Source organism: Psychrobacter sp. ANT_H56B, assembly GCF_008369245.1.
GTDB classification, from domain to species: domain Bacteria; phylum Pseudomonadota; class Gammaproteobacteria; order Pseudomonadales; family Moraxellaceae; genus Psychrobacter; species Psychrobacter cryohalolentis.
In genome coordinates this window covers 107074-132272 of the sequence record NZ_VOBF01000007.1, presented here as the reverse complement: position 1 = coordinate 132272, position 25199 = coordinate 107074, and the positions used below count along the sequence as shown (strand labels likewise).

At 42.2% G+C, this 25199-nt stretch carries 39 protein-coding genes; 3 read left to right on the top strand and 36 right to left on the bottom strand.

Going from position 1 to position 25199, the window contains the following annotated elements; genetic code table 11:
* Positions 1 to 117: 117 nt before the first annotated feature.
* On the top strand, positions 118 to 1335 hold the full coding sequence (queG, locus tag FQ082_RS09675; RefSeq protein WP_149492931.1) for a tRNA epoxyqueuosine(34) reductase QueG: 1218 nt from the start codon (positions 118 to 120) through the stop codon (positions 1333 to 1335).
* A 134-nt stretch (positions 1336 to 1469) separates the two neighbouring features.
* On the opposite strand, the gene lysM is transcribed toward queG, so the two are convergent.
* The 6 genes from lysM to FQ082_RS09645 all read right to left on the bottom strand — a co-directional run bounded on the left by lysM (position 1470) and on the right by FQ082_RS09645 (position 6084).
* Positions 1470 to 1976: a peptidoglycan-binding protein LysM gene (gene lysM / locus FQ082_RS09670; protein WP_011512872.1), complete on the bottom strand. Its 507-nt coding sequence runs from the start codon at positions 1974 to 1976 to the stop codon at positions 1470 to 1472.
* 285 nt (positions 1977 to 2261) lie between these two features.
* The gene (gene acpP, locus FQ082_RS09665) at positions 2262 to 2498 is read right to left on the bottom strand and encodes an acyl carrier protein (RefSeq protein ID WP_011279816.1); all 237 of its coding nucleotides are present in this window, start codon (positions 2496 to 2498) and stop codon (positions 2262 to 2264) included.
* Between the two features lie 313 nt (positions 2499 to 2811).
* Positions 2812 to 3546 (bottom strand): 3-oxoacyl-ACP reductase FabG, encoded by a 735-nt coding sequence (gene fabG / locus FQ082_RS09660; RefSeq protein WP_226939375.1) that lies wholly within the window; start codon positions 3544 to 3546, stop codon positions 2812 to 2814.
* Positions 3537 to 4505 (bottom strand): ACP S-malonyltransferase, encoded by a 969-nt coding sequence (gene fabD, locus FQ082_RS09655; RefSeq protein ID WP_149492930.1) that lies wholly within the window; start codon positions 4503 to 4505, stop codon positions 3537 to 3539. Before fabD ends, fabG begins: the two co-directional genes overlap by 10 nt.
* Positions 4506 to 4986: 481 nt before the next feature.
* Positions 4987 to 5169: a 50S ribosomal protein L32 gene (gene rpmF, locus FQ082_RS09650; protein ID WP_011512869.1), complete on the bottom strand. Its 183-nt coding sequence runs from the start codon at positions 5167 to 5169 to the stop codon at positions 4987 to 4989.
* 321 nt (positions 5170 to 5490) lie between these two features.
* Complete coding sequence (locus FQ082_RS09645; protein WP_149492929.1) at positions 5491 to 6084, bottom strand: YceD family protein; 594 nt, start codon at positions 6082 to 6084, stop codon at positions 5491 to 5493.
* A 174-nt stretch (positions 6085 to 6258) separates the two neighbouring features.
* Between FQ082_RS09645 and FQ082_RS09640 the strand changes: the two genes are divergently transcribed.
* Both FQ082_RS09640 and FQ082_RS09635 read left to right on the top strand, forming a co-directional pair.
* Positions 6259 to 7074, top strand: a complete 816-nt coding sequence (locus FQ082_RS09640; protein ID WP_149492928.1) for an elongation factor P hydroxylase — start codon at positions 6259 to 6261, stop codon at positions 7072 to 7074.
* A 228-nt stretch (positions 7075 to 7302) separates the two neighbouring features.
* Positions 7303 to 7920, top strand: coding sequence for an L-threonylcarbamoyladenylate synthase (locus FQ082_RS09635; RefSeq protein ID WP_149492927.1), 618 nt, complete (start codon positions 7303 to 7305; stop codon positions 7918 to 7920).
* Positions 7921 to 8041: 121 nt separating this feature from the next.
* Here the strand turns inward: FQ082_RS09635 and rplQ are convergent, their stop codons facing one another.
* From rplQ to FQ082_RS09485, 30 genes are all read right to left on the bottom strand, one after another.
* Positions 8042 to 8401: a 50S ribosomal protein L17 gene (gene rplQ / locus FQ082_RS09630; RefSeq protein ID WP_011279809.1), complete on the bottom strand. Its 360-nt coding sequence runs from the start codon at positions 8399 to 8401 to the stop codon at positions 8042 to 8044.
* A 19-nt stretch (positions 8402 to 8420) separates the two neighbouring features.
* Positions 8421 to 9428 (bottom strand): DNA-directed RNA polymerase subunit alpha, encoded by a 1008-nt coding sequence (locus FQ082_RS09625; protein WP_011279808.1) that lies wholly within the window; start codon positions 9426 to 9428, stop codon positions 8421 to 8423.
* 81 nt (positions 9429 to 9509) lie between these two features.
* Positions 9510 to 10151 carry a 30S ribosomal protein S4 gene (gene rpsD / locus FQ082_RS09620; protein ID WP_011512865.1) on the bottom strand — a complete coding sequence of 214 codons (642 nt, stop codon included), beginning with the start codon at positions 10149 to 10151 and terminating at the stop codon, positions 9510 to 9512.
* Between the two features lie 48 nt (positions 10152 to 10199).
* Entirely contained in the window at positions 10200 to 10589 is a 390-nt protein-coding gene (rpsK, locus tag FQ082_RS09615) for a 30S ribosomal protein S11 (RefSeq protein ID WP_010196728.1), read from the bottom strand.
* Between the two features lie 20 nt (positions 10590 to 10609).
* The gene (gene rpsM, locus FQ082_RS09610; RefSeq protein ID WP_011512864.1) at positions 10610 to 10966 is read right to left on the bottom strand and encodes a 30S ribosomal protein S13; all 357 of its coding nucleotides are present in this window, start codon (positions 10964 to 10966) and stop codon (positions 10610 to 10612) included.
* 257 nt (positions 10967 to 11223) lie between these two features.
* Positions 11224 to 11340: a 50S ribosomal protein L36 gene (gene rpmJ / locus FQ082_RS09605; protein ID WP_010196721.1), complete on the bottom strand. Its 117-nt coding sequence runs from the start codon at positions 11338 to 11340 to the stop codon at positions 11224 to 11226.
* 32 nt (positions 11341 to 11372) lie between these two features.
* Complete coding sequence (gene secY, locus FQ082_RS09600; protein WP_011512863.1) at positions 11373 to 12704, bottom strand: preprotein translocase subunit SecY; 1332 nt, start codon at positions 12702 to 12704, stop codon at positions 11373 to 11375.
* Positions 12705 to 12723: 19 nt separating this feature from the next.
* The gene (rplO, locus tag FQ082_RS09595) at positions 12724 to 13164 is read right to left on the bottom strand and encodes a 50S ribosomal protein L15 (RefSeq protein WP_011512862.1); all 441 of its coding nucleotides are present in this window, start codon (positions 13162 to 13164) and stop codon (positions 12724 to 12726) included.
* Positions 13164 to 13343: a 50S ribosomal protein L30 gene (gene rpmD / locus FQ082_RS09590; RefSeq protein ID WP_011512861.1), complete on the bottom strand. Its 180-nt coding sequence runs from the start codon at positions 13341 to 13343 to the stop codon at positions 13164 to 13166. The genes rplO and rpmD overlap by 1 nt, the downstream gene beginning before the upstream one ends.
* A 20-nt stretch (positions 13344 to 13363) precedes the next feature.
* Positions 13364 to 13879, bottom strand: coding sequence for a 30S ribosomal protein S5 (gene rpsE, locus FQ082_RS09585; RefSeq protein WP_010196711.1), 516 nt, complete (start codon positions 13877 to 13879; stop codon positions 13364 to 13366).
* Between the two features lie 2 nt (positions 13880 to 13881).
* Positions 13882 to 14232: a 50S ribosomal protein L18 gene (gene rplR, locus FQ082_RS09580; protein WP_011279801.1), complete on the bottom strand. Its 351-nt coding sequence runs from the start codon at positions 14230 to 14232 to the stop codon at positions 13882 to 13884.
* An 11-nt stretch (positions 14233 to 14243) separates the two neighbouring features.
* Positions 14244 to 14777 carry a 50S ribosomal protein L6 gene (gene rplF, locus FQ082_RS09575; protein ID WP_011512860.1) on the bottom strand — a complete coding sequence of 178 codons (534 nt, stop codon included), beginning with the start codon at positions 14775 to 14777 and terminating at the stop codon, positions 14244 to 14246.
* Positions 14778 to 14951: 174 nt separating this feature from the next.
* Positions 14952 to 15350 carry a 30S ribosomal protein S8 gene (gene rpsH, locus FQ082_RS09570; protein ID WP_011512859.1) on the bottom strand — a complete coding sequence of 133 codons (399 nt, stop codon included), beginning with the start codon at positions 15348 to 15350 and terminating at the stop codon, positions 14952 to 14954.
* A gap of 11 nt (positions 15351 to 15361) precedes the next feature.
* A complete protein-coding gene (gene rpsN, locus FQ082_RS09565) occupies positions 15362 to 15667 on the bottom strand; it encodes a 30S ribosomal protein S14 (RefSeq protein ID WP_011279798.1) in 306 nt (101 codons plus the stop codon).
* A 12-nt stretch (positions 15668 to 15679) separates the two neighbouring features.
* Complete coding sequence (rplE, locus tag FQ082_RS09560; protein WP_011512858.1) at positions 15680 to 16216, bottom strand: 50S ribosomal protein L5; 537 nt, start codon at positions 16214 to 16216, stop codon at positions 15680 to 15682.
* A 21-nt stretch (positions 16217 to 16237) separates the two neighbouring features.
* Positions 16238 to 16555, bottom strand: coding sequence for a 50S ribosomal protein L24 (gene rplX / locus FQ082_RS09555; protein ID WP_011512857.1), 318 nt, complete (start codon positions 16553 to 16555; stop codon positions 16238 to 16240).
* Between the two features lie 8 nt (positions 16556 to 16563).
* Positions 16564 to 16932 carry a 50S ribosomal protein L14 gene (gene rplN, locus FQ082_RS09550; protein ID WP_010196702.1) on the bottom strand — a complete coding sequence of 123 codons (369 nt, stop codon included), beginning with the start codon at positions 16930 to 16932 and terminating at the stop codon, positions 16564 to 16566.
* Between the two features lie 181 nt (positions 16933 to 17113).
* A complete protein-coding gene (gene rpsQ / locus FQ082_RS09545; RefSeq protein WP_011512856.1) occupies positions 17114 to 17389 on the bottom strand; it encodes a 30S ribosomal protein S17 in 276 nt (91 codons plus the stop codon).
* A complete protein-coding gene (gene rpmC, locus FQ082_RS09540; RefSeq protein ID WP_011279794.1) occupies positions 17386 to 17583 on the bottom strand; it encodes a 50S ribosomal protein L29 in 198 nt (65 codons plus the stop codon). Before rpmC ends, rpsQ begins: the two co-directional genes overlap by 4 nt.
* Positions 17583 to 17996: a 50S ribosomal protein L16 gene (rplP, locus tag FQ082_RS09535; protein WP_011512855.1), complete on the bottom strand. Its 414-nt coding sequence runs from the start codon at positions 17994 to 17996 to the stop codon at positions 17583 to 17585. Before rplP ends, rpmC begins: the two co-directional genes overlap by 1 nt.
* A 3-nt stretch (positions 17997 to 17999) precedes the next feature.
* On the bottom strand, positions 18000 to 18728 hold the full coding sequence (rpsC, locus tag FQ082_RS09530; RefSeq protein ID WP_011512854.1) for a 30S ribosomal protein S3: 729 nt from the start codon (positions 18726 to 18728) through the stop codon (positions 18000 to 18002).
* Positions 18729 to 18731: 3 nt separating this feature from the next.
* A complete protein-coding gene (gene rplV / locus FQ082_RS09525) occupies positions 18732 to 19061 on the bottom strand; it encodes a 50S ribosomal protein L22 (RefSeq protein WP_010196689.1) in 330 nt (109 codons plus the stop codon).
* A gap of 10 nt (positions 19062 to 19071) precedes the next feature.
* Positions 19072 to 19347, bottom strand: coding sequence for a 30S ribosomal protein S19 (gene rpsS / locus FQ082_RS09520; protein ID WP_011279791.1), 276 nt, complete (start codon positions 19345 to 19347; stop codon positions 19072 to 19074).
* Positions 19348 to 19359: 12 nt separating this feature from the next.
* Positions 19360 to 20187: a 50S ribosomal protein L2 gene (gene rplB / locus FQ082_RS09515; protein ID WP_011512853.1), complete on the bottom strand. Its 828-nt coding sequence runs from the start codon at positions 20185 to 20187 to the stop codon at positions 19360 to 19362.
* 11 nt (positions 20188 to 20198) lie between these two features.
* The gene (gene rplW / locus FQ082_RS09510) at positions 20199 to 20549 is read right to left on the bottom strand and encodes a 50S ribosomal protein L23 (RefSeq protein ID WP_011279789.1); all 351 of its coding nucleotides are present in this window, start codon (positions 20547 to 20549) and stop codon (positions 20199 to 20201) included.
* Entirely contained in the window at positions 20546 to 21148 is a 603-nt protein-coding gene (rplD, locus tag FQ082_RS09505) for a 50S ribosomal protein L4 (protein ID WP_011512852.1), read from the bottom strand. Before rplD ends, rplW begins: the two co-directional genes overlap by 4 nt.
* A gap of 14 nt (positions 21149 to 21162) precedes the next feature.
* Positions 21163 to 21801, bottom strand: a complete 639-nt coding sequence (gene rplC, locus FQ082_RS09500; protein WP_011512851.1) for a 50S ribosomal protein L3 — start codon at positions 21799 to 21801, stop codon at positions 21163 to 21165.
* Between the two features lie 48 nt (positions 21802 to 21849).
* Positions 21850 to 22161, bottom strand: coding sequence for a 30S ribosomal protein S10 (gene rpsJ / locus FQ082_RS09495; protein ID WP_010196670.1), 312 nt, complete (start codon positions 22159 to 22161; stop codon positions 21850 to 21852).
* Positions 22162 to 22648: 487 nt separating this feature from the next.
* Positions 22649 to 24235 carry a ribonuclease E/G gene (locus tag FQ082_RS09490; protein ID WP_149492926.1) on the bottom strand — a complete coding sequence of 529 codons (1587 nt, stop codon included), beginning with the start codon at positions 24233 to 24235 and terminating at the stop codon, positions 22649 to 22651.
* Positions 24236 to 24459: 224 nt separating this feature from the next.
* On the bottom strand, positions 24460 to 25140 hold the full coding sequence (locus tag FQ082_RS09485; protein ID WP_149492925.1) for a Maf family protein: 681 nt from the start codon (positions 25138 to 25140) through the stop codon (positions 24460 to 24462).
* Between the last annotated feature and the right edge of the window lie 59 nt (positions 25141 to 25199).

Sequence of the window (25199 nt, the reverse complement as noted above, 5' to 3'; positions counted from 1 at the left end):
TTAATTAGGTTTAATCCATATAAATCTATATTTATACGGATTTATTCACTTTGATACTTGCGCTCTTCGCTCACTGGCTTATCATATCCATATTCACATTATCATTGATCGTCAGATATGAGCAATAAATCTCAAACAAACTCTCAAACGCAGATGCCATCATTACCTACTAGCGTCTCTGCTAAAAAGATTGCTATCAATAATACGCATGATTTTACTACTACAGCAGATATTAAATGCTGGATTAAAGAGACAGCGCAATCGTTAGGGTTTGCAGATTGCGGCTTTTTATCGGTACATCACCCTCTGTTTGTTAAGCAGACTGAACAGTTAAAGCAGTGGTTGGCCAAAGGCTATGAAGCACAATTACAGTTTATGCATAGCAATCATCATCTGCGTGCGCACCCTGAGCAACTGGTAGAAGGCGCAAAAACCATTATTAGTGTGCGTATGAACTATCTCACTCAAACCCCAACACCACGTACTGTGACTGACAATGATTATCCTAACCAAGGTATCATTGCTCGCTATGCAAGAGGGCGCGACTATCATAAAACCATGCGCAGTCGCCTTAAGCAGCTGGCGTTAAAAATCGAGGCGATGCTTCCTGAATGGCGACATCTAGATATTGGCGCTGACACAGATTTTATTTTTAGACCTTTTAGTGACTCAGCTCCTATCTTTGAGCGACCGATTGCTGATGCTGCAGGTCTTGGCTGGACTGGCAAGCATACATTACTCATAAACAAACAAGCCGGCTCGTTCTTTGTGCTCGGAGAGCTGTTTATGAGCCTTGAACTACCTGACGATGAGCCAGTTAAAGAGCATTGCGGCAGTTGCAGCGCCTGTATTGATATCTGTCCCACTCAAGCCATTGTCGCCCCTTATGAGCTTAATGCGTCAGCTTGCATCTCTTATCTTACGATTGAACATGACGGTGTTATTGATAAAAAATACCGCCGCGCTATTGGCAATCGTATCTTTGGTTGTGATGACTGTCAGCTTATTTGCCCATGGAACCGCTATGCCAATCTGACGCCCGTAGAGGATTTTGCGCCAAGGCATCGGCTTGATAGCAGCAGTTTGCTTGAATTGTGGCAATGGCAAGAAGCAGAGTTTATGAAAAAGACCGAAGGTAGCCCACTTAGACGCACCGGTTATGTGAATTTTCTGCGTAATATCGCTATCGGTCTTGGCAATGCCACTGGTAATCAAGAAATCATCGAAGCATTACAAGCAAAACTGGGGCTGCATAACACGATGCTTGACGAACATATAGATTGGGCGATCGCCGAACAGCGTTATAAATTGGATATCTTACTTATTAATAATTAGAAGCCTAATTTTTAACTCTATATTTTATACATAAAAAAACACCTCGTATTTTGAGGTGTTTTTATTCAGCCATATTCTAAGTATCCAAAATACTATGAGTGTTTCGATACTTATAATGACTTAAAAAATGATAACTATTTAGGAATACGTAGTACTTGACCAGGATAAATCTTGTCTGGATCAGATAACATCGGCTTATTGGCTTCAAATATCTTCATATAATCGCCAGTTGAACCATAAACATCTTTTGCAATTTTAGATAAGCTATCACCAGATTTTACAGTGTACATAGTCGACTCAGGTGACTGCTCTTCAATATCGATATTATCAATGACTTTAGCCACGTTTTGTACATTACCGATGGCAATAATAGCTTTTTCACGATCAGCTTGAGTCTTAGCTTTACCACTAATTTCTGCAGTATCGGTTGACCCATTATACTTAATCTTTAAATCACTAATATTTAGATTTTGCTGCTGAATACGACGAAGTAAAATATTGGCTACTGATTGCGCTGAAGGCTCAGTACTCTGTACTGGTGTATTAGCGTCTGCTTTGGTTTCTACTTTAGCGTCATGCTTGGCGTCATCACGATTAAAGATTTTATCACCAATGTCTTTTGCAAAACTGAACATACCCATATAACTGCTCCTTAAAATATTATTAATTATTATGCATCATTGTTGTTTCGATGATAACGCATCTCGGTTATCGCCCTTTTTTGCTTACCATTATGAGTATAAGCAAAGGCATGAGCGATAAACAGTAAGAGTATGTTGAGTAATGTTGATTTGGCGTAGCTAATGTTAACGCTAATATTAAATTAGTTGTTATAAGTGTAATAATAAAGAGAAATGACAAACATAAAAAAACCGCCTATCTATTAAGATAAGCGGTCATATCGAACCTATTGAGCAAGTCGCTAATTATAGCTGTGCTTGTACGTAGTCGATTGCTTTTTGAACAGTCGTTAATTCTGCTGAATCTTCGTCAGGAATTGTGATGCCAAAATCGCTTTCAAATGACATAACCAACTCAACTAAATCCAGTGAATCAGCGCCTAAGTCTTCCATAAATGAAGCATCGTTGTTGATGTCTTCAACATTCATACCTAGTTGCTCAGCTACGGCAGCTTTAACTCTTTGCTCGGTATCATTACTCATGTAGATTTCTCCTTTTTGATCTATTATTTTGACAAACTACTATAATCACGTGGTTAGCCACTATAGCATTGTATATAAATGGGATTATCAGATCCATATAGCCATCTGAGTGTACTATAACAAGTTATACATTCTGTACTAATATCTAGTAAAGCCTTGCTATCATACATGGCTTTGACTTAAAAGTATTCGACATTATAGCACCCTTTATTATAGTTTACACTCGTTCACACAGTTTTTTATTATAAGTATGTAACGCTTGGGATTCAGCACTAATTGCTATCGCATGTAGGAAAAATTTGATAGCAAACTGCTACATATACATGCCGCCATTGACCGGCAAAACAGCACCTGTGATATAACTGGCTTCATCACTGGCTAAAAACAGTACAGCAGCAGCGATATCTTCTGGTTGACCCAAACGGCTAATAGGTACAGCATCTAACATCGAGTTCAATAAACGCTCATCAAGCTCATCCGTCATGTCTGTTTCGATCAAACCTGGCGCGACGCAGTTAATGGTTACTTGACGTGAACCAATTTCGCGCGCGAGCGTACGGCTAAAACCCTCTACGCCAGCTTTAGTCGCCGCATAGTTAGATTGACCGGCATTGCCCATTTGAGCAACCACAGAGGTAATATTGATAATACGACCACGGCGTGCTTTCATCATGCCGCGGATAGCACGTTTGCTCATACGATAAACAGAAGTTAGATTGGTATCTATCACATTATCCCAATCTTCATCTTTCATACGCATCAATAAGCCATCTTGAGTGATACCAGCATTATTTACCAATACTTGAACAGCACCATAAACGCTTTCTATCTCTTCAAACAGCTTGTCAATCTGCGCAGTATCGCGTACATCTAAAACACGACCAATACCGCCACTATCATTTAGATAGTCATCAATCTGTGCAGCACCTTTTTCAGTGGTGGCTGTCCCAATGACAAAATGTCCTTCTTTAGCAAAGCGTTTGGCGACGGCTTTGCCGATACCGCGGCTTGCGCCTGTGACTAATGTGATCGTACGGCTCATGATAATACCTCCAGCAATTTATCTAGACGAGCGGGCTTGTCAGTCGGATAGCTCATAATTGGATGCGCTTGACGCTTCGCCAAATTACTCAAGACGTTACCACTACCACACTCAATTAAAATATTAATTTGTTTATCTGCCAGCTCTTGCATGGTTTTTGACCACAATACTGGCTGACTTAATTGTTCAGTTAACGCCTCTTTGATACCTGCCGCACTGGTTTCAACACGTGCATGACGGTTTTGAATCACAGGAATCGTTGCTTGATCAAACTTAATGGCGGCAAGCTCTGCTGCCAACGCTTTACTAGCAGGCTCCATCAAAGCGCAATGTGACGGCACACTTACCTTTAATGGAATGGCTTTTTTACCCGTATTTTGTACTTTATCAATGACTGCATTAACGCCTGCAGCATTACCAGAAACCACAACTTGCCCTGGGCTATTAAAATTTGCTGCACCAACAATCGCATTATCTACATGCTCGGTTGCTTGCTCACACAGATTTTCGACTCGGTGATCTTCTAGACCCAGTACTGCTGCCATCGCCGTATCAATACCCACGACAGCGTCTTGCATCAATTGACCACGCTTATGTACCAGTTTTACGGCGTCAGCCAGTGACAGCACACCAGCGGCGCAGAGGGCGCTATATTCGCCAAGAGAATGACCGGCTAGATAACAAGGCTTATCTGATATTTTTTGTTGTAAGATACGCCAAATAGCGATGCTAGCCGTTAGTAATGCGGGCTGGGTATATTGAGTTTGATTGAGCTTGTCTTCATCCTGACAGATTGCCCATAAATCTTCACCAAGTGCTTCACTTGCCTCAGTAAAGGTTTCAAGAATTTCAGGATAGGTATCAGCAAGCTCGCTTGTCATACCGACGACTTGTGAGCCTTGCCCAGGAAACAGTATTGCAATACGGGTAGGTTGTTTTTTTATCATATCGGGTACAGAGCCCATAACCAATATTCCTTATTTGATTGGAAACACCCCTAGCGTGAATGGGGCTAATCGTAGAGTTAAAGACTATAATAGGATATTAATTTTATAGAGCCGTTACTGTCACTAGTCCTTTAAGACAGCATACTCTTATGAAACTATACACTGACATCGGTAATTAACAAAGCTGCTAAAAAATTAATTGTTTGTCTCGCTTCGATAAATCCTTTGATGGGACTTATACTAGATAGCTACTGTTTCATAACTGATGCGTTAAAACGGCCGTCAACAGCTAACAGTCAATAAACAGTACTAAAAACTAATAATGAAAACTATTACTAAAAAACCCATAGCAAAAAGCCAAGTTATCTAGCCACATAATATATGATAGCGAAATAACTTGGCTTTCATTAGCTCAAACCAATTGCTGAATAATAGCCTGATAAAGAACATCGACAGTCATAAAAACCATCATCTTTAGCAGCCATCAAATAACAATAAATTAAGCGTCTTGACTTACTTTAAACAACTGACGACCACGATAAAAACCATCTTTGGTCATGTGATGACGACGATGTTTTTCACCAGTAGTAGCATCAACGCTTATTTCAGCGATTTCCATACGATGATGTGAACGGCGCATGTCACGACGTGAACGACTTTTACGACTTTTTTGAACGGCCATGATATAGCTCCTATACTTAAAAGGGATAAGCTTGAAATTCAGCTTTAATCGACACTGACAGAGGCTATATAATCACAACAACCTAAGTCTTACGCATCATTAGTTAAATAGATTGCCACGTATTAAAGTGTTGATTACGTCTAAAATCTATAGTTAGTCTGCAAGGTTAGCTTCTCTCTGCCAGTAGCAGATTGCTAGAATGCAATAAACGGGACATTATACGCATGTTTAACGGATTAATAAAGCCCTGCTTTTCACTCTTCGGCATAAAGCTGGCAAAAATATAATAGAACATATCTTTTATCAATGCCGTTTATAGCGTTATAGGTTACCTTTCAAAGATGCTAAAGCAGCAAAAGGATTTTCAGTTTCTTCTTCTTCAGGTATTTCACCAAACTGCTCGACACTCATTTCACAGTCATCATGCTTTGGCGCCATTGGCGTTTTGAGCAAAATTTCATCTTCTACCAATTTTTTGAATGGTAATAGTCGCTCTGGCGATTGCTCAGTGACAATTTCGTCTAACAATAAATAATCTTGCTCTTCATTAACTAGGCGTATTTGGCTTTCATTATCCAGAAGCGCAATATCATACTCATCACTCAAATCAATAGCAATCGGTTGCAGACAGCGCTGGCAAGTCAGCCAGACTTCACCAGTCAATGTGAAAGCCAAATGCAGTACATTGTTACGACGATACAGAGTGGTATTTAGCACAATATTTGATTGTTCATGTTGACTAGCTAAAATAGTCGCAAGACGCTCAAAAGAGCTGGGAGCTTCTTCACCTGCCCATTCAAAGCCAGTGTCTTCCCACTTATTTAAAGAGATGTTATCAGGCATGCTGGTTGACGTAGGCACTTGTACTTTACTAGCATGAAGCGCTGACGGCTTGTTATCTTGGGTGCTTGACATACGCGGCCTCATTGATCAAAAACGGTGTATAATATTGCCTGCCATACTAACGGAAAGCGCCGTGTTGCGCTAGCGCTAGTATGTTAATATTTTTTGGCAGTTTCCTTGTCATTGTTTACCTAAAGAGATAGGACATCCTGCTCTATCATCCTTTACTTGGTTAAAGTTTTATTTATGATATCGCCTACCGTTTCTCCTGATTTTTCCAATTTATTATCTACTATTGATGCCAAAAATTTATTACACCGTTTGAATGAATTACAAAGTCAGAAAACAAATCCTACTGAACACAGTATCAATCTTGAGGCAGATGCCTCATTAAAAAAACTGTCATTACAGTGGCAATATTTGGCTAATAACTATTTGATTCATTCTGCTAAAAAGATCATTGAGCCTATCAAAGTATGCGAATTTATTCAAAACAGTCTAACCGATCTTAATTTACAAAATGAATTATCGTTTGAAGGTATTGAGCAAGCACTGACTGATTGGCTTATTAATCTATTTAATCATTTATTTATCAGCAAACAGGTTATCTTGGTTCGTAGCACTGGCGAGCCCGAATACTTTCCTGCCCAGAGCAATCAACCCGCAAGAATTGAGTTTGCTCATGGATTTTTTGCTAGTGCATTGCATGAGCTGAGCCATTTTTGTATGGCAGGTGAACGACGTAGACAACTACCTGACTTTGGCTACTGGTATGCACCTGACGGACGCTCAGCGGCTCAGCAGCAAGCATTTGAACGTGTTGAGGTTAAGCCACAAGCTATAGAGTGTTTGTTTACGTTAGCTTGTGGACGACCTTTTCAGGTATCACAAGACAATTTATATGCAGATTTTGATACCAGTGGCAGTACTTTTGCTCAAGATGTTTATCAACAAGTTAAAGCATATATTACTAAGCCAGATACCCTACCATCTGATGCTAAAACCTTGCTACAAGCCTTACTCACTATCTGCGCCGTATCTGAGCTAAAACCTACAATATAAGATTTTTTGTTATTGTTATCAAAAATTATTATACGACTGGCTATTGTTAACGATTCTATACTTACGTTAACGCCTTGCCCATAAACTTATATTTACTTTACGCTATACTACTTAATAAAGCCGTATTTTAACGTTAAGTACAAAAAGCAAAGTTCATCTTAAACAAATTTTTATCATCACCATCTGCCCAATAACCAAATTCTAATAATTATAAAATAAGGAATTATTATGCAAGTATTTTATATTCATCCAGAAAATCCACAGCCACGGCTGATTGAGCAAGTAGCGAATTTATTACGTAAAGATCAATTGATTATTTATCCGACTGATACCAGTTACGCTTTCGGCTGTCGCTTGGGCGCAAAAGATGCCTTGGAGAAACTAAAACAAATACGCGCACTTGATGATAAACATCAATTCACCCTACTTTGCCGTGATCTAAGTGAGATTGCTAATTATGCTGCAGTAGACAATGTCCAATTTAAACAGCTCAAAGCGCATACACCAGCACCAATTACCTTTATTTTAAACGCGACTAAAGATGTACCTAAGAAGCTGGCACATGCAAAGAAAAAAACCATTGGTATTCGTGTTCCAAGTAATGCTATTGCCCAAGCTTTATTAGAAGCGATGGATGAACCTATTTTAACCAGCTCATTAATACTACCGAATCGTGATTATATATTAGATGACCCTTTCGAGATCGAAGAATTATTAGGCAATCAGATAGATGGGCTCATTAATGCTGGCATTAAAACCACCAAACTTACGACCATCGTCGATATGACCAGTAGCCAGCCAGAAATCATTCGGCAAGGTGCTGCTGATGTAAGCTCATTGCTGTAGATATAGACATACTGTAAGTGTTTAAATATGCACTTCCCTAACGATCATACAAAAATTTAAACGAAAAAAAGCTCCAATTGAATTGGAGCTTTTTTATGTACATATTTTGGTTATTATAAAATTAGTCGCGATCAACCAATTCTACATAAGCCATAGGCGCATTGTCACCATCACGGTAACCACATTTTACGATACGCAAATAACCACCTGGACGAGCTTGGTAACGAGGACCAAGAGTACCAAATAATTTGCCTACCATAGCTTTGCTACGCATACGGCTAAATGCCAAGCGACGGTTAGCAACGCTGTCTTCTTTAGCCATAGTGATCAATGGCTCAGCAACGCGACGTAACTCTTTTGCTTTTGGTAAAGTTGTTTTGATCAGTTCATGCTCAAATAATGAGTTGGTCATGTTCTGAAACATTGCCTTACGATGACTGCCGGTACGACCCAGCTTGACTCCACTCTTACGATGGCGCATAGTCAAAAATCCTTAAAGTTTAACGGCTACGATAAGAAAAGCGATCATCAACACGTAAATCAGCTGGTGGCCAGTTATCTAGGCGCATACCAAGCTCCAAATCTTTAGACGCTAGTACGTCTTTGATTTCTGTCAATGATTTCTTACCAAGATTTGGGGTTTTTAGAAGTTCAGTCTCTGAACGCTGTACCAAATCACCGATATAGTAAATGTTTTCAGCTTTTAAGCAGTTGGCTGAGCGAACCGTTAGTTCAAGATCGTCCACAGGGCGTAATAGCACCGGATCAACCTCTTCTTTTTCTTTCACAGGCTCAGGCGCTTCTTCAGCTTCTAGGTCAACAAAGATAGAAATCTGTTGTTGTAATATAGTGGCTGCTTTACGAATTGCTTCTTCTGGATCTATAGTGCCATTTGTTTCAAGCTCAATGATAAGACGATCAAGATCGGTACGTTGTTCTACACGTGCGTTCTCAACCTGATAAGCAACACGAAGCACAGGACTAAAACTTGCATCAAGCTTCAAGCGTCCAATCGCTTTAGTATCACCATCTTCACGGCGCTGGTTTGCTGGCTCATATCCACGACCCATTACTACGCGCAAACGCATCTTTAGATGACCACGGTCACTCAATGTACCCAATACCAATTCTGGATTGATGATGTCTACATTGTGCGGTAACGTGATGTCTGCAGCAGTAATAGTGCCTGGACCTTGTTTATCCAAGGTCAAAAATACTTCATTTTGGTCATGAAGGGTGATTGCTAAGCCTTTTAAGTTCAAAAGCAAATCAAGCACATCTTCTTGTAGTCCTTCAAGCGTTGAGTATTCATGGTCAACACCATCAATCTCAGCTTCAATGACTGCAGCGCCAGGTAATGAAGATAACAAGATGCGACGTAAGGCATTACCCAAGGTATGCCCAAAGCCGCGTTCTAACGGTTCGAGCGTGACTTTCGCAATCGTTTCATTAACCGTATCCACGTTGATGGCGTTCGGCGTTAGAAACTCAGTTGCATTTAGCATCATGATGTCACCTCGATTTATTAAACTGGTTTAATTAACGTTAATTGCTCAATGCCATGTGAATAGCATCGAGCAGTACGTTACTTACTTAGAGTATAGCTCAACGATCAAGCTTTCGTTGATTTCAGCAGGTAGATCAATACGATCAGGCGCTTTTTTAAACGTGCCCTGCAGCTTGCTGTGATCAACATCTAGCCATTCTGGAATACCACGTTGGGTAGCCAGCTCAATTGCGTTTTTAATACGTAATTGCTCGCGAGACTTCTCTTGGATAGCGATGACATCACCATCTTGCAACTGAATTGATGGAATATTCACACGAATAAACTCATCACGGCCAGCTTTCTTCACCATAACAGTACGATGGCTAACTAACTGACGTGCTTCAGCGCGCGTAGAGCCAAAGCCCATACGATATACTACGTTATCAAGACGGCTCTCAAGCATTGCTAACAAGTTTTCACCAGTAGCGCCACGCTTACGAGCAGCTTCTTTGTAGTAGTTTGCAAACTGACGCTCTAGTACACCGTAGATACGCTTAACTTTTTGTTTTTCACGTAACTGTAGAGAGTATTCTGAACTTTTGTTACGGCTAACACCATGTTGACCAGGTGGACGAGCCGATTTTTTCGTTTTTACGTCGTATGGTTTAACACCAGACTTAAGACCTAAGTCAGTGCCTTCACGACGTGATAATTTGAGTTTTGGTCCAATATAACGGGCCATTGTTATGTCTCCTATAAGCTTCTATTATAAAAAGCTTCGTCTTTAATATTAGACGCGGCGCTTTTTCGGCGCACGGCAACCATTGTGTGGGATTGGGGTTACATCAGAGATGCTGTTGACTTTATAACCCAATGCACCTAGTGCTCTTACCGCAGACTCACGACCCGGTCCTGGTCCTTTGACCAAAACATCGATGTTCTTAACACCATATTCTTGAGCCGCTTTACCAGCGACTTCAGCTGCAACCTGAGCTGCAAATGGTGTAGATTTACGTGAACCACGGAAGCCTTGTCCACCTGAAGTGGCCCAAGCCAATGCATTACCTTGACGATCGGTAATCGTAACAATGGTGTTATTAAAAGACGCATGGATATGGGCAATGCCCTCCGATACTGAACGACGAGCCACCTTTTTGCGACTGCGAGTGTCTTTTGCCATCTTTTAGCTTCCTAAGTTAATTATCTTTTGAGAGGGCGTGTCGGACCCTTACGAGTACGAGCGTTGTTCTTGGTGTTTTGACCTCTAACTGGTAAGTTACGACGATGGCGGATGCCACGGTAACAACCAAGATCAACCAAGCGCTTGATATTCATTGACACTTCACGACGAAGATCACCTTCAGTCATGTATTCTGCAACTTGTGCACGGATAGCATCTAACTGTGTATCATCTAACTGACTGACTTTAGTACTAGGGGCAATGCCAACTGCTTCTAAGATTTTCTGAGCAGTGGTACGACCTACACCAAAGATGTAAGTTAGTGAAATAACAGCATGCTTATTATCCGGAATGTTTACGCCGGCAATACGAGCCATTGATTTCTCTCCATTAAAGAAAAATACCCTTATTCATTAAAACAAGGTGTTATTTTTCAGATTTGTTGCTGTCAATACTAAAGCTTTTATAATTATTATCGCTGCTTCGAGTTGGTAAACCAATCTATTCATTGATCATTTCATAAAAGATTTTGCATAAACTACGGCAAGTGGCGGATGATATCGCATCCGCCGTCATTTTTCAAGTATTAATTTAATAAGCAAGCCAATCATTTAAGACTGACTTGCTTAAATTATTAACCTTGGCGTTGCTTGTGGCGAGGTTCTGCGGTACAAATAATATGTACACGGCCTTTACGGCGCACAACTTTACAGCTACCACAAATCTTTTTAACTGATGCTTGAACTTTCATAGCATACTCCTTTGAGATATCGTACCGCTCATTTAAGGTTGAGTGGGCGATTGAATTAACGTCTGATCATGATATTGATGGGTCATCAAATGCGCTTGAATCTGCGAGATGAAGTCCATTACCACAACCACCATAATCAGTAACGACGTACCACCAAGTTGAAACGGCACACCAAACGATGACTGCACGACCATTGGCATTAAACAAATAACCGTCATATACATCGCGCCAATAAAGGTCAATCGGTTTAATACATGATCGAGGTAACGCTGAGTTTGTTGTCCTGGGCGAATACCTGGGATATACGCACCACTACGTTTAAGGTTTTCAGCCACTTCACGCGGACTAAATACCAATGCCGTGTAGAAGTAACAGAAAAAGATAATCATTGCACCAAATAGAACGAGATACAGCGGCTGTCCTGGGGACAACACCAATGCCATATTTTGCAATATCTTTTGCGTCAAGGTAGGATCAGGCGATTGACCAACCCACTGCCCTAAACTTGCAGGAAACAATAGCAATGAGCTAGCAAAAATAGCAGGAATAACCCCTGCCATATTTAGTTTCAACGGCAAATGTGATTGCTGCTGAGCGTAAATCTTGCGACCTTGCTGTTGTTTTTGCGCATAATTGACAGGAACACGGCGCTGAGCACGTTCAATATAGACGATACCCGCAGTAACCGCGACACCTAACAATGCAAAGATAAAGAGGACAATCAAGTTCATTTGACCTTGGTTGACCTGTTCAATAGACTGCGAAATCATACCTGGCGTACCAGCCACAATACTCGCAAAAATGAGCATTGAGATACCATTACCTACGCCGCGCTCTGTAATCTGCTCACCAAGCCACATTAAGAACATAGCACCAGCTACCAATGAAGTAACCGCTGGAATATAGAAAGTCAGACCAGAAGATAAAGTAAGATTTTGGCTGATTAAGCCAGCACACATCCCTAATGACTGTACTAGAGCTAATGCAAGTGTCCCTTGACGGGTATACTTGTTTAGCTTACGTCGTCCCGCTTCACCCTCTTTTTTGAGAGCTTCAAGCGATGGCAATACCGCAGACATCATCTGTACAATAATCGATGCTGAGATATATGGCATAATACCAAGTGCCATGATGGACATACGCTCTAGTGCACCACCTGAGAACATATTAAACATGCTCAGGATGGTATTTTCGTTGCGCGAAAACAGATCAGCCAAGTTAACCGGATTGATACCCGGTACTGGGATATGCGACCCAAAACGATAAACAATCAATGCGCCGATTAAGAATAACAAACGCGTCCATAGCTCATCATACTTACGTATAAAGGCAAAAGGATTAAGCGGTATACCAGTCGATGACATTGATTGCTTTGACACGTTACTACTCCTCGATGCTACCACCAGCAGCTTCGATTGCTTGCTTAGCGCCTTTAGTCACTTTGATACCTTTAAAAGTATAAGCTTTAGTGACTTCACCCGACAACATAACGCGCGCACGCTTCATGTCACGACGGATAAGGTTAGCAGCTTTCAAAGTTTCAATACTAACGACATCGCCTTCAATTTGGCTCAGTTCAGACAGACGAACTTCAGCAGTCGTCATAGCCATTTTACTGGTAAAACCAAATTTTGGTAGACGACGATATAAAGGCATTTGACCACCTTCAAATCCTGAGCGTATGCTAGAACCTGAACGAGATTTCTGACCTTTTACACCACGACCACCAGTTTTACCAAGGCCTGAACCGATACCACGACCACGACGTTGGGCAGTTTTCTTTGCGCCAACACCTGGTGATAATTCATTTAATCTAAGACCCATTACGCTTCCTCCACTTTTACCAAGTAGTTAACGCGATTGACCATACCACGAGTTGAAGGAGTATCTTCTACTACAACAGAATGATTAATACGGCGTAAACCCAATCCTTTCAAGCATGCTTTGTGGCTCTTGAGGCGATGGGCACCCGATTTGAATTGAGTGACTTTCATTTTTTTCATCGTAACTCACCTAGTCTAAGTTAACCCAAGATTTCGTCTACAGATTTACCACGTTTTGCTGCCATCTTTTCTGGAGTTGACATATCACGTAAACCGTTAAACGTTGCACGAACAACGTTAGCAGTGTTGGTAGAACCATAACATTTAGTCAAAACATCTTTGACACCAGCAACTTCTAATACAGCACGCATTGCGCCACCAGCGATTACGCCAGTACCCTCAGATGCAGGTTGCATATAGACTTTACTAGCACCATGACGTGCTTTGATCGGATGATACAAAGTTGCATCATTTAGCTCAACAGTAATCATATTACGTTTGGCAGCTTCTAGTGCTTTTTGAATAGCAGCTGGCACTTCACGTGCTTTACCGCGACCAAAACCAACACGACCATTGCCATCACCCACTACGGTCAACGCAGTGAAAGAGAAAATACGACCACCTTTAACAACTTTTGCAACGCGATCAACGGTAACTAAGCGTTCTACTAGACCGTCAGTCTGTTCATTTTTATCATTTTTATCATTTCTAGCCATGATTAAAACTCCAATCCGTTTTCGCGAGCAGCTTCAGCTAAAGCTTTTACTCGACCATGATATTTAAAACCACTACGGTCAAATGCAACTTTAGTAATGCCAGCTGCTTTTGCGCGTTCTGCGATCATTTGGCCTACAGACGTCGCTGCATCAGCGTTACCAGTCGCGCCTGAACGCAAGCTGCTGTCTAAGGTAGATGCCTGAGCAATCACTTCACCACCGTTCGGAGAGATAATCTGGGCATAGATGTGTCTTGGCGTACGATTAACCGTTAGACGATGAACGCCCAAAAAACGGATATGTGCGCGGGTTTTCTTAGCTCGACGTAGACGAGCTGCTTTTTTATCAAACATTTCAACTCACCTTATTTTTTCTTGGCTTCTTTGCGAATCACATGCTCGTCACTATAACGAATACCTTTACCTTTGTAAGGCTCAGGTGGGCGGAAACCGCGGATATCGGCTGCTGCTTGACCAAGCTGCTGCTTATCGTTTGATTTTAAAACGATTTCAGTTTGCGTTGGTGTTTCAGCTGATACACCTTCAGGTAACGTATATTCTACTGGATGTGAGTAACCAACGTTTAGCGTTACTTTATTACCAGCAGCTTGAGCACGGTAACCAACACCAATCAACTGAAGACGTTTTTCAAAGCCTTCGTTAACGCCTATTACTAAATTATTTAGTAAAGAGCGCATGGTGCCAGTATGCATCATCGCTTCTTTTGAATCGACTGTAGGTGAGAAAATGATTGCATCATCTTCCTGTTTCAGCTCGACCAATTCATGCAGGCGTAAAGACATATTGCCGTTCTTGCCTTTAACTTCGACCTGCCGATCGTTCAAAGTAACGCTTACGCCGTTTGGCAGCGTCACTGGGGCTTTAGCCACACGAGACATAGGAATATTCCTTAGAAAATTAACTTCTTTATATTAGCGAAAAAACTAACAGGCTAAAAAGCGTGTTAGTTTAGCATAGTTGACCGCGTTAGACACCTAACAATGTTAAATAATTTATCATTACCACATTGAAAGAAGCCTAACAGCGTCAAATAGACTTTATCGTCGTGTAGCTTACGCTACAAATGCGACGACTTCACCACCGATACCAGCAGCGCGTGCAGCACGATCAGTCATGATGCCTTGGCTAGTTGATACAATAGCAACACCCATACCTTGCTTAACAGTAGGGATAGCGTCTTTACCGCGATGCTGACGTAAACCAGGACGGCTAAAACGTTGAATCGTCTCGATTACAGCTTTGCCTTCGAAGTATTTTAATACGATGGTCAAAGTTGCTTTGTTGTTGTTTTCTTCAGTAACAACAGCGCTAGCAACATAACCTTCGTTAACCAACAAATCAGCGATTGATTTGCGTAGCTTAGAGTTCGGCATTGCTACCGATACTTTATTAGCCATTTGTGCGTTACGAATACGGGTTAGCATATCCCCAACGGTATCTTGCATACTCATATAGTTACCCCTTACCAGCTTGCTTTACGAACACCAGGCACATCGCCTTGCATGACACGCTCACGCAGCATATTGCGTGATAAGCCAAACTTGCGGAAGTAACCGTGAGGACGACCCGTGATAGCACAACGATTGCGCAGACGTACTGGTGATGCGTTACGTGGTAAAGCTTGTAGCTCTAGCATCGCTTCCATACGAGTTTCGTCACTTGCAGTCATATCACTGATAGTTTCTTTTAGCTTGATACGCTTATCAGCGTACTTAGCAACCATTTTTTCGCGCTTTAATTCGCGGTTAATCATGCTCTTCTTTGCCATAACGTCTTTACCTTATTTAAATGGGAAGCCGAAAGCTTTAAGCAACGCACGACCTTCTTCATCAGATTGAGCTGACGTAGTAATTGTCACATCCATACCACGGATACGATCAATCTTATCAAAGTCTACTTCTGGGAATACTATTTGTTCTTTGATACCCAATGAGTAGTTACCACGTCCGTCAAAGGCTTTAGGAGAAAAACCACGGAAATCACGAATACGAGGAATTGCAATGGCAATGAGACGATCTAAAAATTCGTACATTTGCTCACCGCGTAGCGTTACTTTACAGCCAATTGGCCATTCTTCACGAATTTTAAAGCCAGCAACTGATTTACGCGCTTTGGTGACTACAGGTTTTTGACCAGCAATAGCAGTCATATCAGCCACAGCACCTTCAAGCAATTTCTTGTCTTGAGACGCGCCGCCTACACCCATATTTAGTGTGATTTTAGTGATTTTTGGCACTTGCATCACATTCGCCAAACCAAGTTCTTCTTTGATTTGCTGTTTTAATTCTTCGTTATATAAAGATTTTAATCTTGCCATTACCATTACACCCTTAGTGTCTTACGCAGTCGCCACTACTTCACCGTTCGAACGATACAGGCGTTGTTTCTTGCCGTCTTCGCCGAACTGATAAGTAATACGATCAGCTTTTTGGGTTTGCGCATTTAAGATTGCGACATTTGAGATATGCAGAAAAGCTTCTTGCTTAAGAATGCCGCCTTCAACGCCAGTTGCCTGATTTGGCTTCTGATGTTTAGTGACAATGTTAATGCCTTCAACTTTAATACGATCGTTTTTTACAGCTTGTACAGTACCTTGCTTGCCTTTGTCTTTCCCAGCAATCACGATAACTGTATCGCCTTTACGTAATTTTGACATGGATTACCTCACAATACTTCTGGTGCTAGTGATACAATTTTCATAAACTGATCACCACGTAGTTCACGAGTTACCGGTCCAAAAATACGAGTTGCAATCGGCGCTTTATTTTGGTTCAACAATACTGCAGCATTGTCGTCAAAACGTAATACCGAACCATCAGGACGACGAACGCCTTTTTTGGTACGTACAACTACCGCATTCATCACGTCGCCTTTTTTAACACGACCGCGAGGAATGGCTTCTTTAACCGTTACTTTAATAATGTCGCCAACTGATGCATAACGACGATGAGAGCCACCCAGTACTTTAATGCACTGAACTCGTCTTGCACCGCTATTATCTGCAACTTCCAGCATAGATTCAACCTGAATCATAGCGTTACTCCACACGTATGAGCAATAAAAACCAGTTGCTGCCGCTAGCACAGTATGAGTAGTCGGCATTTTAATATTAATAACCGCTGCTACTCTTAATGTGAGTGATATACGCTCGGCGCAATCAGTATCCTTAAAAAGGCAGCTATTTTAACAGCTTCTGGCTTTTAATGCAATTTACTTAGATTTTTTCTACTTTTTCAACCACATCAACCAAAGTCCAAGACTTGGTTTTTGAGATTGGACGCGTTTCTTTGATGCGGACAAGATCGCCTTGTTGGCAAACATTATTCTCATCATGTGCTTTGATTTTAGTAGAACGACGAAGCTGCTTGCCATACAAAGGATGACGAACCAGACGCTCAATCAAAACCGTGATGGACTTGTCCATCTTGTCACTGACAACTCGTCCTGTCAGAACACTAGCATTGGTCGTTGCTTGATTGTTATCGCTCATGAGTCGCCTCGTTGTTTCTCGTTAATCAAAGTCTGAAGCTGAGCAATCGCACGACGATTGACACGTACTTCATGGGTATTCCCCAACTGACCAGTTGCTTTAGCCATACGAATACGGAAAGCATCAAGTTGCTTTTCATCAAGTAACTGGGTCAGTTCTTCTAATGATTTATCACGTAATTCACTGATCTTCATTACATTATCGTCCGCTTAACAATGGTAGTTTTAAAGGGCAGTTTAGCTGCAGCAAGCGTTAACGCTTCGCGAGCAAGCTCTTCTGAAATCCCTTCAAGTTCATATAGTATTTTACCAGGTTTGATTTCGCATACCCAATATTCTACAGGACCTTTACCTTTACCCATACGTACTTCTAATGGTTTATTGGTAATTGGTTTGTCTGGGAAAACGCGAATCCAAATCTTACCGCCACGCTTAATTTTACGAGTGATGGTACGACGTGCTGCTTCAATTTGACGGGCAGTCATACGACCACGAGTCAAAGATTTTAGACCAATTTGTCCGAATGCAACGGTGCTTCCACGATGAGCTAGCCCAGTGTTACGACCTTTATGCATTTTACGAAACTTGGTACGTTTTGGCTGTAACATAGTTTAACCTCTGTCTGTGTTTCGACGGTTTCCGTTTCCACGACCACGGCGTTTTGGCGCACGAGTCTGCTCTTCTTTGACGGGATTGTATACACTGTTCATGCCGTCAAGGATTTCGCCACGGAAGATCCAAACTTTTACACCGATAGTGCCGTAAGTGGTTTCCGCACGTACTGACGAATAGTCGATATCAGCGCGTAGTGTATGCAGTGGCACACGACCTTCACGGTACCATTCAGTACGAGCAATCTCAGCACCGCCAAGACGGCCAGACAACTCAACTTTAATACCTTTAGCACCAGAACGCATGCTGTTCTGTACCGCTCGCTTCATAGCACGGCGGAACATAACACGACGCTCAAGCTGACTTGCGATGCCTTCCGCTACCAAATGAGCATCAAGATCAGGCGAGGTGATTTCTTCAATGTTAACCTGAGCAGGTACGCCCATAATTTTGGTCAATTCTTTTTGAAGTCTTTCAATATCTTCGCCTTTCTTACCGATAACAATACCAGGACGCGCAGTGGCGATGGTAATCTTAGCAGCACCAGTAGGACGCTCAATCATGATCTTGCTAATCATAGCACTATCAAGTTTCTTGCGCAGATATTCACGAACCTGAATGTCGTTAATTAGGTATTCTGAGTATTGTTTAGGGCTAGCATACCAGTTTGCGTTATGCTTTTTTACAACACCAAGACGAATTCCGATTGGATGTACTTTTTGTCCCATAACTTATTCCCCTACCTTTATAGTGATGTGACAGGTACGCTTACTGATACGATCAGCGCGACCTTTAGCACGTGGTAGGATACGTTTTAGCGTAATGCCTTCATCAACGTAGATGGTTGATACTTTAAGAGTATCGATATCTAAACCGTTGTTGTTTTCAGCATTGGCGATGGCAGAGTTAAGACATTTCTTAACAAAAACCGCGCCTTTTTTATTGCTATACGTTAGGATATCCAAAGCACGCTCAATAGATTTGCCACGAACTTCATCAGCAACGAGTCTAACTTTTTGTGCCGATATGGCGGCACCGCGTAATTTTGCAGTTACTTCCATGGTAAGCACCTTATCTCTTAGCTTTCTTGTCAATGCCGTGACCACGATATGTACGAGTCGGGGCAAATTCACCTAGTTTATGACCAACCATCTGTTCACTTACGATAACCGGTACATGAGTACGGCCATTGTGAACAGATAAAGTTAGGCCAACCATTTGTGGCAGAATCATTGAACGGCGCGACCAAGTTTTAATTGGTTTGCGTGAGTTGGTTTCTAATGCAGTTTCAACTTTAGCAAATAAATGCGCGTCTATGAATGGACCTTTTTTCAATGAACGAGGCATGAAATTCTTCCTTTATTTCTTCTTGGCGCGACGGCGGATGATCATGTTGTCAGTACGCTTATTGTGACGCGTTTTAAGTCCTTTAGACTTCTGACCCCAAGGGCTAGTAGGATGGCGACCTTTGTTACGACCTTCACCACCACCATGTGGGTGATCAACCGGGTTCATAGCGACACCACGAACAGAAGGACGAATACCTCTCCAACGTGAAGCACCGGCTTTACCAAGTGATTTCAAGTTGTTTTCAGTATTAGAAACTTCACCGATAACAGCACGGCAATTTACGTGTACACGGCGAGTTTCGCCAGAACGCAAACGAAGAATTGCATAAATACCGTCACGACCTAGTAGCTGAACGCTAGCACCCGCAGCACGAGCCATCTGTGCGCCTTTACCGATTTTAAGTTCGATATTATGGATCACAGTACCTAGTGGTATGTTTTTTAGCGGTAAACAGTTACCTGGACGAATTGGTGATAATTCACCTGACATTACAGTATCGCCAACTGCTTGCTTTTTAGCAGCGATAATATAACGACGTTCGCCGTCAGCGTACTTAAGTAAAGCAATATGCGCAGTACGGTTAGGATCGTATTCAATACGCTCTACTGTAGCTGGGATATTGTCTTTAGTACGTTTAAAATCGATAATACGATAATGTTGCTTATGACCACCGCCGATGTGACGAGTAGTGATACGGCCATTATTGTTACGACCACCGGTCTTGCTTTTTGATTCTAGAAGCGCTGCAAACGGACGACCTTTATAAAGGTGTGGATGCACTACTTTTTCAACAAAACGACGGCCTGGTGATGTTGGCTTTGCTCTTACGATAGGCATGAGTGTAATCCTTATTCGTTATTCGCTGTTTCACTAGTAGAAGCAGTCGTATTTGCGACCTCTTCACCAGCATCAGCCATTTGTACATCTTGACCAGCTTTTAAGGTAACATAGGCTTTTTTATAGTCGTTACGACGGCCGATACTTTTACCAAAACGCTTTGTCTTACCTTTAACGTTCAATGTGTTTACTTTTAAAACTTCAACACCTTCAAACATCATCTCAACTGCTTTTTTAACTTCAAGCTTAGTAGCCTTAGAGTCAATTTTAAATACCTGCACACCAAGTGAGTCGCCAAGCATTTGAGATTTCTCTGAGAATACAGGTCCTCTTAGGATCTGATAAAGTCTTGCGTTATTCATGCTAGTGCTTCCTCAAATTGTTTCGCAGCTTCGACTGTCATGATCACTTTATCAAAAGCGATCAAGCTCACTGGATCCACTTCACTTGTATCAAGTACATTGACATGTGGGATGTTGCGAGCAGCTAAGTACAAGTTTTCGTCAACTTCTTTGGTGACGATTAATGCACGTGATGCATTTAACTCACCTAACTTTGCGATCAGCTCTTTGGTCTTAGGACCAGAAACGCTTATCTCTTCAACCAAAATCAGACGCTCTTGGCGAATCAATTCGGCTAGGATGCACTGCATAGCACCGCGATACATCTTACGGTTAACTTTCTGTGACCAATCTTGTGGCTTAGCCGCGAATGCACGACCGCCCCCACGCCAGATTGGGCTACGAATAGAACCTGCACGAGCGCGACCAGTACCTTTTTGGCGCCATGGCTTAATGCCACCACCAGAAACTTCGGCACGGGTCTTTTGAGCGCGTGTACCTTGACGAGCACCAGCAAGATATGCGGTGACGACTTGATGCACTAGTGCTTCGTTGAATTCACGACCGAAAGCCGTATCAGAAAGCTCAACTGCCGCCCCTGTAACTGTTTTTAAATCCACGTTAATCCCCTTGCTTAGGCTTTGACTGACGGACGTACGATGACATCGCCACCGGTGGCACCTGGGATAGCACCCTTGATGACAAGTAACCCATTTTCAACATCAACCGATATCACTTCTAGGCCTTGAACGGTAACGCGTTTGTTACCCATCTGACCTGGCATTTTTTTGCCTTTGAAGACTTTACCTGGTGACTGGTTTTGACCAGTTGAACCAATGGCACGGTGAGATACTGAGTTACCATGAGTGGCATCTTGCATGCTGAAGTTGTGACGCTTCACGCCGCCTTGAAAGCCTTTACCTTTACTGTTTCCTGTGACATCAACCATCTGACCTTGTTCGAACAAGTCAGCTAGGATCTCACCACCAATCTCACGACCTTCAAGATCGCTGTCATTGGCACGAAATTCCCAAACACCACGACCAGCGGCAACGCCGGCTTTAGCGAAGTGACCTTTTTGAGCTGCTGTTACGCGGCTGTCACGACGGGTGCCTGTGGTAACTTGGATGGCTTGATAGCCATCTACATCAGTATTTTTTACTTGAGTAATGCGGTTAGCACTGATCTCAACCACTGTTACAGGGATAGATGCGCCTGCTTCAGTGAAGACACGGGTCATGCCGCATTTTTTACCGACTAAACCGATCGCCATTTTAGACCTCTTTATATCTTATATTAATGGGTTGGGTGTTTATGTGCATTAACCCAAAGCAATTTGAACGTCAACACCCGCCGCTAAGTCAAGCTTCATTAGCGCATCCACAGTTTTATCGGTAGGTTGAACAATGTCAACCATACGCTTATGAGTACGGATTTCGTACTGATCACGAGCGTCTTTGTTTACGTGTGGTGAAGTTAGAACGTTGAAGCGCTCAATGCGAGTCGGCAACGGTACAGGACCACAAACTTGCGCACCGGTGCGCTTTGCAGTATCAACAATCTCTTGTGCAGATTGATCAATCAGACGATGATCAAAAGACTTAAGACGGATACGGATTCTCTGGTTAGCCATGCCAGCAAGCTCCTAATATGTGCTTTTGTCATTCTTGCTTTGCAAGGATATGAGCAAAAGCCGTTTGGTTAAATATTCACTTAAAGCGGCCTTCTGTTCTAAACCAGAATGAGTTCTTTATCCGAACTTATAGCGTGCCAAAAGCAAAATAGTTTAAAGCCCCGCCGACCCTTCCATTGTAGGATGTCAGCAAAGGCATAATGAAATAGTGCTAGAAACGATGCTCTAGCTGTCATAGCGCCAGCTGTTTGATTGGCTGCGCATATATAATTCAGTGGTCTGTATTATACATAATAATCAGATGATTGCAAGGGGATTATTTACAATGATATACACAACTGTTTGATATAAATATTGGTTTTTAAACCAATTTCTCTTAAGTTTTAACCAATTGCTTACTAATCATCAAAGCTAAACCGTCCCATTAAATGCACTCAGTTTTCAACATTTGACGGCAATACTTACTATTCAGATCCCGCCTTGAGGTTCAATCTAATACTATATCGTATTGTTCTTGGGTATATAAATTCTCAACATCAAAGGTAATCACTCTACCAAGCAAATACTCTAAATCTGCCACGGTATCCGATTCTGACGTCAGTAATAAATCAATCACTGCCGCATGAGCGACCACCGTAAACTTCTTTGGAGAGTTATAAGTACGAGCACAGCGCATGATTTCACGAAATATCTCAAAGCAGACCGTCTCAGCGGTTTTGACAAAGCCGCGCCCTTGACAGGTCGAGCAAGGCTCACATAGTTGCTGACCAAGCGATTCACGGGTGCGCTTACGGGTCATCTCAACCAAACCAAGCTCACTGACTTGAGTGATTTTGGTTTTGGCATAATCTTGTACTAGCTGTGACTGCAAGCTCTCTAAGATATCATCCTTGTGCTGCTGCTCAAGCATATCGATGAAGTCTAGGATAATAATACCGCCTAGATTACGTAAGCGCAGCTGACGGGCTATCGCGTGTGTTGCCTCTAGATTTGTTTTGTAGACGGTATCTTCTAATGAACGCCCACCAACGAATGAGCCAGTATTGACATCAATAGTGGTCATCGCTTCGGTTTGGTCAATAATTAGATAGCCGCCCGACTTTAAATCAACGCGGCGTTTGAGAGCATCACGTAAATCATCTTCGACGCGGTGCACATCAAACAGCGACTGCTCAGCGGTATAATGTACTATGCGATCATAGACAAAAGGCACAAATTCTTTGGCAAAGTATCTAACCTGCTCATATATCTGCAAATTATCAATAACGACTTTTTCGGTACCAGCGTGTACCAAATCACGGATAGAACGCAGTGGTAACGATAATTCTTGATAAATAAGCTCAGAGCTTTGATTAGGCTTCATTTCTTGGCGACGGGCACATATCGTTCGCCATAGTTGCAAGAGATAGTAGATGTCTTCTTCAAGTTTATCAACGGGGACACGCTCTGCCGCTGTACGTGCAATAAGACCGCCCTTGAGGTTGACGGTTTGCATCAGGCTAGTAAGCTCAGTCTTGAGACGGGTACGCTCTTCTTCACCATCAATACGCTGCGAGATACCGATATGCTCACTCGATGGCAAGTAGACCAGATAGCGAGATGGCAGTGATATATTGGTGGTTAAGCGCGCGCCTTTACTGCCTAGCTGATCTTTGGTGACTTGAACTAAGATACGTTGGCTCTCGTGTAGGCGATGCTGGATGAGAGTTTTCGAAACTGATACAACTTCTGTGTTCTGCGTACTTATTACAGGCGGCGTGATGGCTAAATCGTCAGCCGTCACCTCTATAATAGTGCGCTCATCACCAGTCTTTTCGACTTTAATGCTTTTGGCAGCTGGACGAGGTTCACGCTGCATATCATTAACGTGTAAGAATGCAGTACGTGACTGACCAATATCGACAAAGGCTGCCTGCATACCCGGCAGAACGCGCACCACTGTACCCAAGTAAATGTTACCAACCAAACCCAGTTTATGATGACGCTCAATATAAATCTCGCCCAAGATACCGTTATCTAGTACGGCAACACGGGACTCCATGGGACTAATATTAATCAGCAGCTCTTCGGACATAGTATTTTCTCTTATCACTTAGCTTTCTGGTGAAGCATTCATAGTTTGGTAGCCTGACAGTGTAACAAATGCCACTTGCTTTTGCCCATGACACAAGCGTGTCATTATGTGCAGATGGTTTAATATCAAACTTCATCTTAAAGCACTGCTGAATCCATACCCCTACTCTAAACTTTTTGAGCATGTAAGCTTTATTAGGTATTATCTATTTAGGCATCAAAATTTTAACGCGTATCAGTGTCATTCATCTCTTTAATCAATGCCAGCGTTTGGGCAAGCGGTAAGCCCACCACATTGGTATAGCTGCCATTGATACAGCTAACCCAAGCAGCGCCCAACCCTTGAATACCATATCCACCTGCCTTGTCTACAGGCTCGCCGCTGTCCCAATAATCACTCATCATCTCTGGAGTAAGCGCTACAAAGGTGACCTCTGTGCGTTCAATGATTTGTTGCTGATTGATGATTTGCCATACTTGCTCATTATTGAACTCATCAGAACGTTTAGGCTGTAATGAGAGTTGCGTTGCCTGTACCGCCGTCCATACTTCATGAGTACTATCGGACATTTGCTGCCACATACGATAAGCATCTTCGCGATTATTTGGTTTGACCAAGACTGTTTTGCCATCTGGTAATACCCCAATGGTATCAGAGGTCAATAAGATAATGGGCTTCGATAAGAGTGATTGATATAAGTGAGCGTTATTATTCTTTAACTGTCTATTTAGCTGCACCGTTGCTGCCTCTGCTTTGGCGGCGACCATACGGACAATATAATCTTTGGGCGACTCATCTTGATAAGGCGTTTCATCGATATCAACGCTGATGACAGTAAATTCTAGTTGCACTCTACTTAGTAACTCGCGACGACGCGGCGAGCCGGATGCTAAGATAATATCCATCACTACTCTCTTATTATGAAAAAACTCAGTATTGATAGGCTTAGCCCAAAATAAACGAG

What these genes read in the sequence shown, in the direction of transcription:
- queG (WP_149492931.1), top strand. Translation starts at nt 118, where the DNA reads ATGAGCAATAAATCTCAAACAAACTCTCAAACGCAGATGCCATCATTA.
- lysM (WP_011512872.1), bottom strand. Translation starts at nt 1,976, where the DNA reads ATGGGTATGTTCAGTTTTGCAAAAGACATTGGTGATAAAATCTTTAAT.
- acpP (WP_011279816.1), bottom strand. Translation starts at nt 2,498, where the DNA reads ATGAGTAATGATACCGAGCAAAGAGTTAAAGCTGCCGTAGCTGAGCAA.
- fabD (WP_149492930.1), bottom strand. Translation starts at nt 4,505, where the DNA reads ATGGGCTCTGTACCCGATATGATAAAAAAACAACCTACCCGTATTGCA.
- rpmF (WP_011512869.1), bottom strand. Translation starts at nt 5,169, where the DNA reads ATGGCCGTTCAAAAAAGTCGTAAAAGTCGTTCACGTCGTGACATGCGC.
- FQ082_RS09645 (WP_149492929.1), bottom strand. Translation starts at nt 6,084, where the DNA reads ATGTCAAGCACCCAAGATAACAAGCCGTCAGCGCTTCATGCTAGTAAA.
- FQ082_RS09640 (WP_149492928.1), top strand. Translation starts at nt 6,259, where the DNA reads ATGATATCGCCTACCGTTTCTCCTGATTTTTCCAATTTATTATCTACT.
- FQ082_RS09635 (WP_149492927.1), top strand. Translation starts at nt 7,303, where the DNA reads ATGCAAGTATTTTATATTCATCCAGAAAATCCACAGCCACGGCTGATT.
- rplQ (WP_011279809.1), bottom strand. Translation starts at nt 8,401, where the DNA reads ATGCGCCATCGTAAGAGTGGAGTCAAGCTGGGTCGTACCGGCAGTCAT.
- FQ082_RS09625 (WP_011279808.1), bottom strand. Translation starts at nt 9,428, where the DNA reads ATGATGCTAAATGCAACTGAGTTTCTAACGCCGAACGCCATCAACGTG.
- rpsD (WP_011512865.1), bottom strand. Translation starts at nt 10,151, where the DNA reads ATGGCCCGTTATATTGGACCAAAACTCAAATTATCACGTCGTGAAGGC.
- rpsK (WP_010196728.1), bottom strand. Translation starts at nt 10,589, where the DNA reads ATGGCAAAAGACACTCGCAGTCGCAAAAAGGTGGCTCGTCGTTCAGTA.
- rpsM (WP_011512864.1), bottom strand. Translation starts at nt 10,966, where the DNA reads ATGGCTCGTATTGCCGGCGTAAACATTCCGGATAATAAGCATGCTGTT.
- rpmJ (WP_010196721.1), bottom strand. Translation starts at nt 11,340, where the DNA reads ATGAAAGTTCAAGCATCAGTTAAAAAGATTTGTGGTAGCTGTAAAGTT.
- secY (WP_011512863.1), bottom strand. Translation starts at nt 12,704, where the DNA reads ATGTCATCGACTGGTATACCGCTTAATCCTTTTGCCTTTATACGTAAG.
- rplO (WP_011512862.1), bottom strand. Translation starts at nt 13,164, where the DNA reads ATGGGTCTTAGATTAAATGAATTATCACCAGGTGTTGGCGCAAAGAAA.
- rpmD (WP_011512861.1), bottom strand. Translation starts at nt 13,343, where the DNA reads ATGAAAAAAATGAAAGTCACTCAATTCAAATCGGGTGCCCATCGCCTC.
- rpsE (WP_010196711.1), bottom strand. Translation starts at nt 13,879, where the DNA reads ATGGCTAGAAATGATAAAAATGATAAAAATGAACAGACTGACGGTCTA.
- rplR (WP_011279801.1), bottom strand. Translation starts at nt 14,232, where the DNA reads ATGTTTGATAAAAAAGCAGCTCGTCTACGTCGAGCTAAGAAAACCCGC.
- rplF (WP_011512860.1), bottom strand. Translation starts at nt 14,777, where the DNA reads ATGTCTCGTGTGGCTAAAGCCCCAGTGACGCTGCCAAACGGCGTAAGC.
- rpsH (WP_011512859.1), bottom strand. Translation starts at nt 15,350, where the DNA reads ATGAGTATGCAAGATACCGTTGGGGATATGCTAACCCGTATTCGTAAC.
- rpsN (WP_011279798.1), bottom strand. Translation starts at nt 15,667, where the DNA reads ATGGCAAAGAAGAGCATGATTAACCGCGAATTAAAGCGCGAAAAAATG.
- rplE (WP_011512858.1), bottom strand. Translation starts at nt 16,216, where the DNA reads ATGGCAAGATTAAAATCTTTATATAACGAAGAATTAAAACAGCAAATC.
- rplX (WP_011512857.1), bottom strand. Translation starts at nt 16,555, where the DNA reads ATGTCAAAATTACGTAAAGGCGATACAGTTATCGTGATTGCTGGGAAA.
- rplN (WP_010196702.1), bottom strand. Translation starts at nt 16,932, where the DNA reads ATGATTCAGGTTGAATCTATGCTGGAAGTTGCAGATAATAGCGGTGCA.
- rpsQ (WP_011512856.1), bottom strand. Translation starts at nt 17,389, where the DNA reads ATGAGCGATAACAATCAAGCAACGACCAATGCTAGTGTTCTGACAGGA.
- rpmC (WP_011279794.1), bottom strand. Translation starts at nt 17,583, where the DNA reads ATGAAGATCAGTGAATTACGTGATAAATCATTAGAAGAACTGACCCAG.
- rplP (WP_011512855.1), bottom strand. Translation starts at nt 17,996, where the DNA reads ATGTTACAGCCAAAACGTACCAAGTTTCGTAAAATGCATAAAGGTCGT.
- rpsC (WP_011512854.1), bottom strand. Translation starts at nt 18,728, where the DNA reads ATGGGACAAAAAGTACATCCAATCGGAATTCGTCTTGGTGTTGTAAAA.
- rplV (WP_010196689.1), bottom strand. Translation starts at nt 19,061, where the DNA reads ATGGAAGTAACTGCAAAATTACGCGGTGCCGCCATATCGGCACAAAAA.
- rpsS (WP_011279791.1), bottom strand. Translation starts at nt 19,347, where the DNA reads ATGCCTCGTTCATTGAAAAAAGGTCCATTCATAGACGCGCATTTATTT.
- rplB (WP_011512853.1), bottom strand. Translation starts at nt 20,187, where the DNA reads ATGCCTATCGTAAGAGCAAAGCCAACATCACCAGGCCGTCGTTTTGTT.
- rplW (WP_011279789.1), bottom strand. Translation starts at nt 20,549, where the DNA reads ATGAATAACGCAAGACTTTATCAGATCCTAAGAGGACCTGTATTCTCA.
- rplC (WP_011512851.1), bottom strand. Translation starts at nt 21,801, where the DNA reads ATGGCGATCGGTTTAGTCGGTAAAAAATGCGGCATGACCCGTGTCTTC.
- rpsJ (WP_010196670.1), bottom strand. Translation starts at nt 22,161, where the DNA reads ATGGCTAACCAGAGAATCCGTATCCGTCTTAAGTCTTTTGATCATCGT.
- FQ082_RS09490 (WP_149492926.1), bottom strand. Translation starts at nt 24,235, where the DNA reads ATGTCCGAAGAGCTGCTGATTAATATTAGTCCCATGGAGTCCCGTGTT.
- FQ082_RS09485 (WP_149492925.1), bottom strand. Translation starts at nt 25,140, where the DNA reads ATGGATATTATCTTAGCATCCGGCTCGCCGCGTCGTCGCGAGTTACTA.